Here is a 13,060-nt window from a genome sequence, read left to right on the forward strand (position 1 = left end):
GTGGCCGACCCAACGTTGGCTATTGGCGAACTTTATGTAATCGTTTGAAGAAGATGGCCGTTAGGTTCTCGTGATAATAGCGCGGTGGGCGGTTCGTATCCTTTCACATCAACAGATCTGATCTCTTAAAATGTGGTCTGCAGTTCAAAGGAACATCGGTCTGTACATTGCAGGCGCATAATAATATGCTAATATTGCTCATTACACTGGAGTTGAGGATGTCTGGGGGGACGATGGCCAAGAACGAAAAGACCGGCAAGAAAGCAGGGACTGCGGCTTCCAATGTTTTGAAAAATGGAAGCTCGAGCAAAGACGATAAGACGGCAGCCGGATCGGCTCTGTCGCAACGACCTGACAAAAAGAAGTAATCCTGTGGTCGACGCGCTAGCGATAGCTGGATAGCGACGGAAGCCGCTGTGCGTGCGCCGTTAGAGCTTGAAACGACCAAGTTCCATTCACAATCCGGCCGCTGATTTCGCTAGTCCGCCAGCCATCACGATATAGCTTTCAAGGGCCGGTATACTGTGCCCCTATCTGACCAAAACCAACTCTCAAATTCGGCAGGCCGCAGCGGTTTCGCAAAAAGATAGCCTTGCGCGTCATCACAGCCCATCGTTTTGAGTATGTCCGCTACTTCAAGAGTTTCCACACCTTCAGCCACGACTTGATAGCCGAGATCTTGGGAAAGCTTGATCATCGAGTGAACTAGATTTCGCTGCCGGTGCCCAAGGTTCAAATCGTGAATGAACGACTGGTCGATCTTCACGACTGTGGTGGGCAGTTTTTGAAGATATGACAAACTGCTGTACCCTGTCCCGAAGTCATCGATCGATAGCCGGATCCCGCCTTCCGAAAGTGCGCTCAATTTTGCCAGACAGTTGGCAGCATTTTTCATAATCGCGCTTTCAGTAACCTCGAGCTCGAGCATTTCCGGGACTATGCCGTGACGGAGAAGAGCGAGTACGATTTTCTGGACGAAATCGACTTCTTCCAGATTTGCAGCCGATATATTGACGGAGAGGGGGATGTGGATCCCCGACGCTTTCCATAGGCTGGATTGTCGAAGAGCAGCATCCACGACCCAAGCAGTCATCTTCGTGATGTAGGGCGATTGCTCTATGATTGGGGCGAACTCGCCCGGCGAGATGCTGCCCAACACTGGATGCTGCCAGCGTAGCAGGACCTCGGCACCGATGCAGCGGTCATTCGCTAGATTGACGCGAGGCTGAAAAACTAGTGATAGCTGATCATTACTTTTGAGAGCATTGTCGAAGTCCTGCAGCAGGCGAAAACTCCGCTGGTGGCGGTCATCGCTGCTCTTCGAATACACTTCGACCTTCGTCGGCGTAAGGCGTGCATCCCGGGCGGCGCTGCTCATCGCGCGCAAAATATCTTCAGGCGTATCATCCGAGGCGATAACCGCCACACCGATCGCAGGTGTCATAAGAATTGTGAAAGATGATGCGTCTTCCAGTTCAGCAAGTAACTCACCCAGGTTTGGGGGGAAATGCGTGGCAGAATTTCCCAGCTCTTCGATAAAAGCAAACTGTGTGGCCGAGACATGATAGAGGTTTTTTTTAAAATCCATCGCGGCTCTCAGCCGCTGAGCAGCCTCCCGAACCGTTGCATCGATACGAGTCGGCCCTAACACCCTCGACAAGTCATCAAGTTGACGCGCTTCAGCAAGGTCAACGAGAATACCGCGGCGCCCGAGGTGCTTTGCTGGTTCTTTTATTAGATCAGAGAGATCTTCAAAGAACTGCGTGCGATTTGGAAGTCCGCTTACCGGGTCGATACGCCCATAAGCATGCTGCAGTTCGATTTGAGCCATGACCATGGCCGCCAAATCTTCTAGCGCTGCAAGCTCTCGTGCGTTCGCGCGGCGAGGTTCGAGACCAAGTACGCAGAGCGCACCTAGTCCATGTCCCTCCCGCGTCGTGAGTGGTGCCCCAGCACAGAAACGCACGCCGCTCTTTCCGAGATTGCTTTCACTGTAGTAAGCATCCTCTGCCATATCGGGTATGACAAGCATAGTGGATTTTTCCGCGACCTCGGCGCATGGTGCCCGTTCCCGAGGTATGGATTGATGTTCCACGCCAACACGTGATTTGAACCACTGGCGATCGGTATCGGTCAGGGAGATCGCGGCAATAGGGAGATCAAAAATCTGGCTGGCCATTCGCGTAATGCGATCGAAGCTTTCGCTGGCGGGTGTATCGAGGAGCCCAAGCGAATAAAGGGCAGATAGGCGAATATCTTCGGGCGATGGTATCATAAGCTTAACTCTTCAAACGCGTATTCAGGTCAATACAATCTGGTTGAACACTAAGACTGCCCACATCATGCTTCGAACCTGACTAGGTCCCGACCTAAGGCTTTGGCTTCGTAAAGACGGCTATCCGCCAACTTGAACAATTCCTTATAAGTTGTTGAGCGCGAGAACGTGGCGCCACCAATGCTAACAGACAGAATGCCTTCAGACACACCGTCTGGGAACGGCAGGCTCCGGATCTTGCGCCTGATGGTCTCGGCAGTCACAGACGCTTTCTCAGGGAGCGCGTTCGGGAGAAAGACAGCAAACTCTTCGCCCCCTATCCGTCCAACGATCTCTGGCCCTGTGAGGGCGCCGTTGATTGCTGTGGCAATCAGCTTAAGTGCTTGGTCGCCGGCCTGATGGCCATGAACGTCGTTGATGTTTTTAAAATGGTCGGCATCAACAATGAGCAAGGTGCCCGATTGTGGAAGCGATCCCATCTCTGCTTTTTCGAGATAGGCTTCCACCAGCATCACGAAGGCACCTCTGTTCAGTACCGAGGTCAGGCTGTCGGTCATTGCCATATGCTGCAGTTCGAGCCTTGCGACGGCAAGCTGCCGGATCTTTTCGAGAAGAAAATAGAAAAATGGGCCGCCAATGATGGTGGGCAGGAGAATGTCTGTTGCGATCGCCCTTCTGAAATGTTGCGGCGACATTTCTGCAAAATTCAAGGAGTCAGCAAGCAACGCCGCCAGCACGCATGCGAGCGTACCAATTATAGTACCTGCGATGACGTGAGCTTTTGATGTCTCGGAGCGTATTTGGCCAATGAACGACAAGATTGATACCCTGATTTAGTAGCCCAGGATATGCAAGTTTCCTTAAAAAACGGACGATTTACATGGTTAAAAGTGCCTGTCGTTGCCTGTCGCCACTGACGGAAGCCGTAAAGCGAGCTTTCGTCAAAGTTTTCTGTTGGGGGCTTTTCTAAAGCAAATTCGGTTCCGATCGTCTGCGGTGCAGAACTCAGCGATTACGCGAAAACTCGTCCAGCAAAGCGCTTTCAAATCGGTCGTCCACGCCGTGCTTTAACCGGCCCCAAATCATCCATTCGCGAGGGCACGCAGCTCCCCCTATACGAAAATTCAGCGCGAACTTATCGGCCAAATGACGGGGTCGACGGTTCGACTCCTTTCAAGACCAGGCACAGAGCCCAACAACGCGAGAATTGAGCCACTTCAATCCAATCGTTCTGCAGCCGCGCGGCTGCGGCCGAGTCGATTGCTTCGACTTCTACGGCCACAACCATCGACAGGAAGGCGTCCGTCGCGCCTGTGAAGCTCCCTGAGACTGGAACAGCGTGGGAGATGTCGCGGGTCACGGCGACTGGGATGAGGTTGGCGCTGCCCATGCTGCGGTTTGTCGGATCGAATGTTATCCAGCCCGCGCCCGGAACGAACACTTCAGCCCAGGCATGGGTTGATCCACCGTCCATCGAGCCGGTGAGTGAACTGTCTGGATTGAACAGAGAGCCCGAGACGATCCGGGCACCAAAGCCGAGGCTGCGGACCGTTTCGACGAACAGCACGGCAAAATCTCTGCAGGAGCCCCAACCCGGTCAAGAGTGATCAGCGAGTTTGTGTGCCTTCCTCTTCCCGGCTTTGGTAAGAGATGGAGGATGCAATGCCGAGACTAATGTCCTTGAGCAGAGACAATGTATCCGTCGGCGTGCCAGCGACGAAGCCGCGAGCCCAAGCCGCAAGCCGGCCGTCGATATCCTCATACTGTTGAACTCAGCTCGATCAGCTGGCGTGAACTCGTGTGTTGCGGCACATCCGTCTCCCTGGCTCGTCGTGGGCACGAGGGTCTCATATGGGCGCGGATGCTGCGCCGCACAAATTTATTTGTGTGCGAGCCCAAAAGTTAGGTGTCAGTTTCAGATTGCATGTACCGCAACAGATGCGATACCGGCCGCCTGACGAAACGAGATCAACCGTCGGCTCTCTTCGTCCCACAGCACCAGCTTCACGCATTGCAGGCTTTGCCACAGCGTGATCTTGCCAATTTGACCGAGTTCCGGATGGTTTTGAAGGACCTCGGGCAGGCGATAGTAGGGGACCTTGCTCGAGAGGTGGTGTACGTGGTGGATGCCGATATTGCCAGTCAGCCAGCGCAGTGGAAGCGGCAGATCGTAGTGGGATGCACCGTGCAACGCAGCTTTTGGAAACTGCCATTCCGGCGCTTTCGACCAGTGCGTCTCCTCAAATTGATGCTGCACGTAGAAAAGCCAGACGCCGACAGACCCTGCCAGGAGGACGATTGGCAGGTGAACGACGAAAAAGGATAAAGGGCCGATTGCCCAGATCAGCAGTCCAGCGATCACAACGACCGCGACGTTGGTCGCCATCGTCGACATCCAAGGAAGCATGCCGTCGCGCATCATGCCCGTCGGCAGACGTTGCTGGAACAGGAAGAGCCAGGCCGGGCCGATGCCAAACATCACCAGCGGATGCCGGTAGAAGCGATACCCGATCCGGCCCCACCGGGAGCGTGCATAATATTCCGCCACGGTAAGAGTGGTGATGTCGCCGACGCCGCGCTCATCAAGATTGCCGGCCGAGGCGTGATGGGTGGCGTGCGCCCTGCGCCAGTAGTCATAAGGCGTCAGCGTGAGGACGCCGAGAACACGGCCTGTCCAATCATCGAAACGTCGTATTGCAAAGAAGGAGCCGTGGCCGCAGTCGTGCTGGATCATGAACAGCCGCAGCAGGAATCCTGCCGCCGGGACGACCAGGATCAAGCCCCACCAGAAACCGTAATGAACCGCCAGCCAGGTCAGTGTCCAGAAGGCGGCGAAGGGGAGGGCGGTGACCGCCAACTCAAACATGCTGCGACCTGCGTGCGGCGTGCGATATTTGGCAAGGATCTTCAGCCAAGCTTTTGCATCCGAGATTTCGGGAGTGGGGCACGTCGATTGCACGTTCATTGTTGCTGACCGGCTTTCTGCAAAGCGGCCGTGCGATAAAAGTGTTCCGCATGCTTGATAGAGATTTTCCGCCTCGATGCGGTCGCCGGCTTAGGCGGTCTCACGTGCAAGAAGCATATATTGCTCATATCGCTTCGTCAGGCTTTGCGAGCTTCGGATCTGGGGTAGAAACCTTGGCCCGTGCAGGCCTGGTGATAAAAGGCCGGGAATTTCGGTCTGGTGAATTCAAGAACAATTCAAGCCGTCATAGGGCTTGCTCCATAAACGTCGTAATGTTGAGAATAATTGACCGCGACTGAATGCAGGCGAATTCGCCAATGGTTTCACCGCCTTCGCGCGGCATCGCGGTGTGACGAATATGTATCTGGACATTGCGGCCGTTTGATGTTGCGTAGAACCCGCGACCGCCGCAGCAGCCAGGAAGTCAAGGAGATCAACTGCAAGGACGAGGCCAAACCCTTGGAGGGCGCGCTGCGGCAGGGAACAGCGTATCTTCAAGCAACCTCGATCTCTCGTCTTAAGCACGACCACGCCGGGCGTCATCAGGCGTGGCGATGCTTTGTGAAGGTTCAACAGTTGATTGTCGAGGCGGGAGGATAACATCATTATCGGCTGCGACTACGGACAGCTCCCGATCCCTAAGGTACACTGACCGCGAGACCGACCGCGTGGCTGCCGGCAAACCTTTGGCCCGCCGAGGAACAATCTTCCCGTCCCAAGGTTGCAGTCCATTAGCTTCTTCAGAGATGGATACCGCGATGTCAGAACAGATTCCCCTCCATGACAAAGATCGTGCTACGGAGGATGACCGAGGTGACGGCACGCGGCAAATCGCCTCCGATCTTGCTTATCTCCGCACGATCATGGTCAACGTGATGTTTTTCGGAAAGCCTCATGCGGGTGATCGTCGGTGGGTCTTGATTGATGCCGGTGTTTTCGGCGGCAAATCGTCCATCAAGAGCGCCGCCGAAAGCCGGTTTGGAGCAGGCGCGAGACCCGCGGCGATCGTCCTCACGCATGGCCATTTCGATCATGTTGGTGCGCTCGAAGACCTCGCTGACGAATGGGACGTTCCTGTCTACGCGCACTCCCTCGAACATCCCTACCTGACTGGCGAGGCTGCTTACCCTGATGGCGATCCATCTGTCGGCGGTGGCCTGATGGCCAGTTTGTCGGGCTTGCTGCCTACCAAACCCGTGAATGTCTCTGATCGTCTCGATGCTCTTCCAGAGGATGGGTCGGTACCCTTCATGCCCGGATGGGTCTGGATCCACACGCCAGGTCATTCGCCTGGGCATATCTCTCTGTGGCGCACCGCGGATCGGACGCTCATCGCAGGCGACGCCTTCGTCACCACGAAAGCGGAATCCGCTTACGCCACGGCGCTACAGACGCCCGAGCTCCATGGGCCGCCTCGCTATTTCACAATCGATTGGCCGAAGTCCAAGACGTCAGTCGAGACGCTCGCTGCGCTGCGACCCGACTTGGTCGTAACGGGGCATGGCCGGGCCATGCAGGGGCCGAACGTGACCGAAGGGCTTCAGACCCTGGCGCGCGAATTCGATCACATTGCCGTCCCCAGCGATGGCGAATACGTGCGTCGACCAGCGACAGTCGAAGATGGATCGGCTTACGTTCGGTCGTGAGGTCTCGTCCTGTATGACGCTGCGCTCGATTGAATTGGCGCGTGCAGCAGCTCGCGCCGCCTCCCGTCCAAGCAGATGATAGGAAGCAAGGGGTCGTAGTCCGCCCGGTTGTGTCATACATGGTCAAGCTCGCAGCATCATGCGCTGTTCGCACAGGTCGTTTCGGATCGTCGTCGCAGCGACCGAGGCCTGGCCCATGGCGCTGCTGATTTGATCCAGCCCCAGCACCACATCACCAGCCGCATACAGCCCCGCGATGGTTGTCCTCTGATGCCGGTCGACCTCGACGCATCCGACCTCCGTTCGCTTGGCTCCGAGTGCTCCTGCAAGCTCCGACCGGATATCCGATCCCATTGCTGGGTAAATCGTCTCGAACGTCATGGATGCCCCCGGCAGGCCGACGATGATCCGGTTTTCCTTCAACTCGATTTCGGTGATCGGACCTAAGAAAACTTCTATTCCATGTCGCGCTAAAGTGGCAAACTGCTCCCGGCTCAGGTCGTGAGTATCTTGCGTTGATATCATGGTGACTCGGCTGGTAAAGCTCCGCAGGAACAGCGCTTCGTTCAATGCCCGTTCGCCGCTACCGACAACGCCGACATCCTTGTCGGTGATCTCGAAACCGTCGCAGATCGGGCAGTACCGGATCAAGCCTTTCTGCAGAGCCTCTGTGTGCAGGTCGTCCGGCATCGGTGGACGATGGTTGACAACGCCGGTGGCGAGCAACACGGCGCGCGCCGCGACGAGCTCGCCATCCGCCATTGCAATGAAATCGTCCCCATTCCTTTCCAGGGACGTCACCTCGGCGACCCGAAACTGTGCGCCATAGCGTTCGGCCTGGAGCCGCATCTGTCGCACGAGGTCGCGCCCGGCTATGCCTTGTGGGTAACCGGCGTGGTTGTGGGTGATCGGGATGGAAGCCGCGCGGCCCTGACCGTGATCCAGGACGATCACGCTCAAGTGGAACCGCGCCAGGTAGATGGCGGCGGTCAGACCGGCTGGTCCGCCGCCAATCACGAGGCAGTCATACGTCATCGAGGTCTAATCATGCGGTCAGCACCACCTTGATGCAGTTGTCCTTCTTGTCGCGGAAGGTTTCGTAGAGGGCAGGGCCGTCCTCGAGCTTTGCCCGGTGGGTGATGATGAAGCTCGGGTCGATCTCGCCTTCCTCAATGCGGCGCAAGAGGTCGAGCGAGTAGCGGTTAACGTGGGTCTGGCCGGTTCGGATGGTCAAGCCCTTGTTCATGGCCGCGCCAAACGGGATCTTGTCGAGGAAGCCGCCATAGACGCCCGGAACCGAGACGATCCCGCCGGGGCGGCAAGCCATGATGGCAGCGCGCAAGGCGTGAGGGCGGTCAGTGCCCAGGAGTGTCGCCGCCTTGACCTTGTCGATGACGGCATCGAACGAAGCGGTGGCGTGGGACTCGGCTCCGACAGCATCGATGCACTTGTCCGCTCCGTGACCGTTCGTCATCTCCTTGATCCGGTCGGGAATGGTCGCATCCTCGTCATCGAAGTTGATGATCTCGGCGCCGGCCTGCTGGGCCAATGCAAGCCGCTCCGGCACGTTGTCGATCGCGATGACGCGGGCTGCGCCTTGCATCAGGGCGCTCTTGATGCAGAACTGGCCGACGGGGCCGCAGCCCCAGATCGCGACGATGTCGGAAGGTTCGATCTCGCAATTGGCAGCCGCCATCCAGCCTGTCGGGAAGATATCGCCGAGGAACAGCGCCTGTTCGTCGCTCATGCCGTTCGGAATAATGATGGGGGAGACGTCCGCATAGGGAACGCGAACATACTCCGCCTGGCCGCCGGCATAGGCGCCGGTGAGGTGAGAATATCCGAAGAGGCCAGCCGTCGGATAACCGAAGGCCTTGGTCGCGTTGTCGGCAGTGCGGTTGCTGCGCTCGCACACCGACCAGTTGCCCTTCAGGCATTGCGGGCACTCGCCGCAGCAGATGGTGAAGGGCACAACGACCCGATCGCCGACTTTGAGCTTTTTATTGTCGCGCCCGACGTCGACGACTTCGCCCATGAATTCATGTCCGAGAATGTCGCCCTTTTCCATGAAAGGGATATAGCCGTCCATGAGATGAAGATCGGATCCGCAAATCGCGCAGGCCGTCATCTTGATGATAACGTCACGGCCGTCTTCGATCTTTGGTTCGGGAACATTGTCGCAGCGGATATCGCCTTTGCCGTGCCAGCACAGTGCCTTCATTGAATGATCTCCTTGTTGTCGTTGTGTTCGGCTGTCCCGGTCGCCCGGATTTCCGTGACCGCTACCAGGACGAGCGCGGCTACGCCGATGAGATAGTTGGGCCACCGGAGGTCCGGCGGGAAATCGAGGAGTGACGGCAAGGCCAGCATCGCAACGGCGAACACGATGTCCAGCAGCAAGTGGAAACGAATTCTGAGGTATCTCACCACGCCAAGTTCGTAGTCCGTGATGAGGCTATAGAGAATGGCAATGATCCCTAAGGCGATTAACGTCATCCTCGTGGCGCCTTGGAGGCCCAGGACGAATGGCAGCGCGATGACGATAAAACCCACGATATAGTCGATCACGCCATGCACGAGCGTCGGTATAAAGCGCATTTGCCTTCTCCTTATTTTCGCGAGTGAGTATCGCAACAATGGTGCTAGGTTCGGTGCCTAGGCATGGCGATCATACTGTCGGCCGTCCTCTCCCTGCACGGTCCCAAGACAGCCAATCCGCGGGAAATGCAATTCTCACGGTTGAATTCTGTCGTTGAGATCGTTGCAAAAGAAAAGGTTCACACTCCGCATCGCTGGTCGAAACGAGTGTGAGCGAGGCTCAAGCCAAGCTGAAAGTGAACGGCCGCCTTTCGGCGGCCGTGTCGTTGGCAACGATCAGGCAGCTTTGACGCTCTTGCCTTTACCCTTGGGATTCGCAGATGCATCAGCGAGCTGGGTCAGCTTCTGATCCGTAGCAATTTCCTCATCGAGGGTTGCCTGAAGGAGTGGCACGGCCTCAGTTAGACCGAGCTGGTTGGCCCAGGCGACCAATGTACCGTAGCGGGCCATCTCGTAATGCTCGACGGCTTGCGCCGAGGAGATGAGACCGGCGTCGAGAGCAACGGTGCCCTTGTACTCCTCCATGATCTCCTCGCCTTCGGCCAGTATGCCCTGGATGGCTTCGCAGGTCTTGCCGCGAGCCGGCTTGCCGATGAGTTCGAACACCTGTTCGAGGCGAGCGATCTGTTCCTGGGTCTCGTCGCGGTGCTGCAGAAAGCCGGCCTTGCCTTCTTCCGACTGTGCGGCGCGCGCCATCTTCGGCAATGCCTTCAAGATCTGTTTTTCGGCGAAGTAGATATCCTTGAGCGTATCCAGGAAGAGGTCGTTAAGAGTTTTTTCGGTAGCCATGGTGATCTCCTGTGGCGGTTGACGCGGATGTTCCGCGCGGTTTGACTGATGTCAGTGTGACGGCCTCTGTTCGGAGGTCGATTCAATCCGGCCAAGCAAGGACCTTCGATCGGCAGAACTTCCAGGACGTAAGGCGCAGAGCGCCAGTGGTTCGCCTGATACGCCGTTAACCAGCGGAAAGCGCGGTTGTTCCGTCGAGGTTTTCTGATAGAGCTCCGTCAGGTGCCGACGCCGCTGGATCGCCGTCCGCTTTGAACGGCAGGGTCTCGTGCGGAGTCTACGCGGCATTTTCCTCAATAGCGTATCTGCGGCAACACTGGAGGTAGGCTGCCCCGTGCGCCGAAACGAGATCGACGACGCTGTTCCACAGCCATGAAGGCGCATCGAGCGCTTTCGAGCGATTGCGCTGAAGCTCTTCCAGCCATGACACGCGTTCGGCCGAGTTCATTTGACGCGCGTGGGCGATGCCGACAACCTGCGCCAGGAATTCGGCGAAGCCAGGGGCGTCGTTGCGCGGCGAAATTTTCCGAAGCGCGATCCGCAAGGTGGGGCCTGGTCAGACCGGTGCGACTCGCGCCCTTGCATCCAATTTCCGCGCAATCCGGCTGCGAAACTCATCCGCCGGCATCGGCTTGCCGAACAAATACCCTTGCGCCTCGGAGCACCTAAGCTGCTTGAGAATGTCGGCCTGTGCCTGCGTCTCCATCCCTTCGGCAATCACCTCCAGCCGCAAACTTCTGCCCATCGCGAGCACCGCTTCGACGATCGCCGCATCATCGGGGTCTTTTTCGATATCGCGAACGAACTCCCGGTCGATCTTCAGTCGGGTGAGGGGATATTTCTTGAGCAGGCTGAGTGAGGCAAAACCGGTGCCGTAGTCGTCAAAGGCGATGCCGACGCCACCCGCCCGTAGCGCCTGAAGCGGCTGCAGGGTGTCCGCGTCTACACCAAGGACTGTCGTCTCGGTGATTTCCAGCTCCAGCAAATGTGCGGGAAGACGATTTCTCGCCAGAGCGCTCAGGACGTCAGCAGTGAACGCTTGGTCCCGGAGTTGGGCGGCGAACAGATTGACACCCATTCTGACGGGGTAGCCGGAGGTCGCCAGTTCACCGGCAAAGGCGCAAGCGGTGTCGAGGATCCAGCGGCCGACATCGACGGCGATGCTGCTAATCTCAAGCACAGGCAGAAACACCGCTGGTGACAGCAACCCTTTTTCGGATGGCGCCAGCGGATGAGAGCCTCCGCGCCGATAATACGGCCTGTCGCCAGATCGACCTGCGGCTGATAATGAAGCTCGAATTCCCGGGCCGTGAAGGCGCGGCGGATATCGTCGGCAAGACGGCGCTGCTCGTCGGCGCGCTCGCTGAGCGTCGAGCGGAATTGGGCATAGGTTTGCCCGCCGCCTACCTTTGCTTCATGAAGGGCGAGCAGGGCGGCTCTGAGCACAGCATTGGCATCATCGAACCGATCTGGCCCATTGCACAGGACGCCGCCGATGCTGGCGCCGAGATGGGCGACGAATCCAAAGACCGTAAATGGCTCCTGGAGACGCCGACGGATAATGGCCGCAGTCTCTGGAACATCAATGCCGTGTTTAAGCAGAACCCCAAATTCATCGCCTCCGAGCCGGGCAACGACCGCATCTCGCCCGACACTCTCGCGGATCCGGTCGGCCGTCTGCTTGAGGACGGCGTCGCCGGCGGCCATGCCCATCGATCCGTTCACCTCGCCCAGACGGTCCAGACCAATCTTCAGGACCGAGAATTTCGTTCCTGTTTGCAGCGCCTCTTCGATCAGTTCGAGAAACCGCGAGCGGTTCGGCAAGTCGGTGAGACGATCGAAGGATGTCAGATACTCCCCGCGGCGACTGGCGGGCGCCATCAGACGGCAATGCGCGGGTGTGGCTGAAGAAGCTGAAGGAAAACGTTCCCGAATAAGCAACACGGAACTTCCCAACCCCATTGGGGTTCGTTGACATCGACGGGAGTAAAGATGAAGGAAATCGGCAACTCGCGGCATATATGCGTCGATGCCCAAAGGATGTTTGCGGAAGACACGCCTTGGTATGTATCCTGGATGGCGAAGCTACTCCCTCAGCTTCTCGAGGTATCTGAGCGCCACGCCGAAAGGACGATTTTTACGCGCTTCATTCCGCCAAAATGCGCCGACGACGCGCTCGGTAGCTGGAGGGATTATTATCAGAAATGGTCGATGATGACGGGCGAGCATCTCCCCCAGGAACTGCTCGGCTCAACGCCATCATTGCAGATGCTGGTCCCGCCGGCTCGCATCTTTGACAAGATGACCTACTCGCCCTGGGTCGATGGCCGGCTGTTCACCCACCTGCGGCAGGAAGACGTTGAGACCGTTGTCGTCACCGGTGGAGAGACAGATGTTTGCGTTTTGGCGACCGTGCTCGGCGCCATCGATCTCGGCTTCCATGTGATCGTGCTGAGCGACGCTGTCTGCAGCGGGGCGGACGAAACGCACGATGCCGCGGTCGATGTGCTGGGCGATCGCTTCTCCGTCCAGCTTGATCTGATGAAGACCGAGGAATTTCTCGCGATACACTGAGGTACGGGCGGCCTTTCGCTTTATCTGGAGGTTCTCGCACAAATCGAAAGGGCGTCTGCCCGGACGCTTGATGACGTCCCAGGCCGACTTTGTAATTGATGCTTGTTTGTTGAATGCCACTTAACCCACGGATTGGAAAGCGATCATACACTTTTGACCGGCTATGCCGCGAGCACGACGGAACAAATCCGCTCAACGGAGGTTTCAGCCGCA

At 57.5% G+C, this 13,060-nt stretch carries 12 protein-coding genes and 2 pseudogenes; 4 read left to right on the forward strand and 10 right to left on the reverse strand.

The window, feature by feature from the left end; translation table 11 throughout:
* Positions 1-233 precede the first annotated feature (233 nt).
* On the forward strand, positions 234-368 hold the full coding sequence (locus tag FHP24_RS29275) for a hypothetical protein (protein ID WP_281287470.1): 135 nt from the start codon (positions 234-236) through the stop codon (positions 366-368).
* Positions 369-493: 125 nt separating this feature from the next.
* On the opposite strand, the gene FHP24_RS25925 is transcribed toward FHP24_RS29275, so the two are convergent.
* From FHP24_RS25925 to FHP24_RS25940, 4 genes and pseudogenes are all read right to left on the reverse strand, one after another.
* Positions 494-2,275, reverse strand: coding sequence for a putative bifunctional diguanylate cyclase/phosphodiesterase (locus tag FHP24_RS25925; RefSeq protein WP_139679151.1), 1,782 nt, complete (start codon positions 2,273-2,275; stop codon positions 494-496).
* 65 nt (positions 2,276-2,340) lie between these two features.
* Positions 2,341-3,093, reverse strand: a complete 753-nt coding sequence (locus tag FHP24_RS25930) for a GGDEF domain-containing protein (RefSeq protein WP_246091946.1) — start codon at positions 3,091-3,093, stop codon at positions 2,341-2,343.
* 317 nt (positions 3,094-3,410) lie between these two features.
* Positions 3,411-4,047 (reverse strand): annotated as a pseudogene (locus FHP24_RS25935) (transglutaminase-like domain-containing protein); the annotation flags it as partial.
* A 143-nt stretch (positions 4,048-4,190) separates the two neighbouring features.
* Complete coding sequence (locus tag FHP24_RS25940; RefSeq protein ID WP_139679152.1) at positions 4,191-5,240, reverse strand: fatty acid desaturase; 1,050 nt, start codon at positions 5,238-5,240, stop codon at positions 4,191-4,193.
* Positions 5,241-5,624: 384 nt separating this feature from the next.
* Here FHP24_RS25940 and FHP24_RS25945 point away from each other — a divergent pair, with 384 nt between their 5' ends.
* Both FHP24_RS25945 and FHP24_RS25950 read left to right on the forward strand, forming a co-directional pair.
* On the forward strand, positions 5,625-5,840 hold the full coding sequence (locus FHP24_RS25945) for a hypothetical protein (protein ID WP_139679153.1): 216 nt from the start codon (positions 5,625-5,627) through the stop codon (positions 5,838-5,840).
* Positions 5,841-5,998: 158 nt separating this feature from the next.
* Positions 5,999-6,886: an MBL fold metallo-hydrolase gene (locus FHP24_RS25950; protein WP_139679260.1), complete on the forward strand. Its 888-nt coding sequence runs from the start codon at positions 5,999-6,001 to the stop codon at positions 6,884-6,886.
* 123 nt (positions 6,887-7,009) lie between these two features.
* Here the strand turns inward: FHP24_RS25950 and FHP24_RS25955 are convergent, their stop codons facing one another.
* The 6 genes and pseudogenes from FHP24_RS25955 to FHP24_RS29460 form a co-directional block, all read right to left on the reverse strand.
* Complete coding sequence (locus FHP24_RS25955) at positions 7,010-7,921, reverse strand: NAD(P)/FAD-dependent oxidoreductase (protein ID WP_139679154.1); 912 nt, start codon at positions 7,919-7,921, stop codon at positions 7,010-7,012.
* Positions 7,922-7,931: 10 nt separating this feature from the next.
* Positions 7,932-9,107: a zinc-dependent alcohol dehydrogenase gene (locus FHP24_RS25960; RefSeq protein WP_139679155.1), complete on the reverse strand. Its 1,176-nt coding sequence runs from the start codon at positions 9,105-9,107 to the stop codon at positions 7,932-7,934.
* Positions 9,104-9,484, reverse strand: a complete 381-nt coding sequence (locus tag FHP24_RS25965; RefSeq protein ID WP_139679156.1) for an SPW repeat domain-containing protein — start codon at positions 9,482-9,484, stop codon at positions 9,104-9,106. Before FHP24_RS25965 ends, FHP24_RS25960 begins: the two co-directional genes overlap by 4 nt.
* A gap of 276 nt (positions 9,485-9,760) precedes the next feature.
* Complete coding sequence (locus FHP24_RS25970; protein ID WP_139679157.1) at positions 9,761-10,273, reverse strand: YciE/YciF ferroxidase family protein; 513 nt, start codon at positions 10,271-10,273, stop codon at positions 9,761-9,763.
* A gap of 277 nt (positions 10,274-10,550) precedes the next feature.
* The gene (locus tag FHP24_RS25975; protein WP_139679158.1) at positions 10,551-10,817 is read right to left on the reverse strand and encodes a DUF2252 family protein; all 267 of its coding nucleotides are present in this window, start codon (positions 10,815-10,817) and stop codon (positions 10,551-10,553) included.
* Positions 10,818-10,829: 12 nt separating this feature from the next.
* Positions 10,830-12,154 (reverse strand): annotated as a pseudogene (locus FHP24_RS29460) (putative bifunctional diguanylate cyclase/phosphodiesterase).
* A 111-nt stretch (positions 12,155-12,265) separates the two neighbouring features.
* On the opposite strand from FHP24_RS29460, the gene FHP24_RS25990 reads away from it, so the two are divergent.
* Complete coding sequence (locus FHP24_RS25990) at positions 12,266-12,847, forward strand: cysteine hydrolase family protein (protein WP_139679161.1); 582 nt, start codon at positions 12,266-12,268, stop codon at positions 12,845-12,847.
* The last annotated feature ends 213 nt before the right edge of the window (positions 12,848-13,060 follow it).

Origin of the sequence: Aliirhizobium smilacinae (assembly GCF_006335145.1) — a bacterium.
GTDB lineage: Bacteria > Pseudomonadota > Alphaproteobacteria > Rhizobiales > Rhizobiaceae > Neorhizobium > Neorhizobium smilacinae.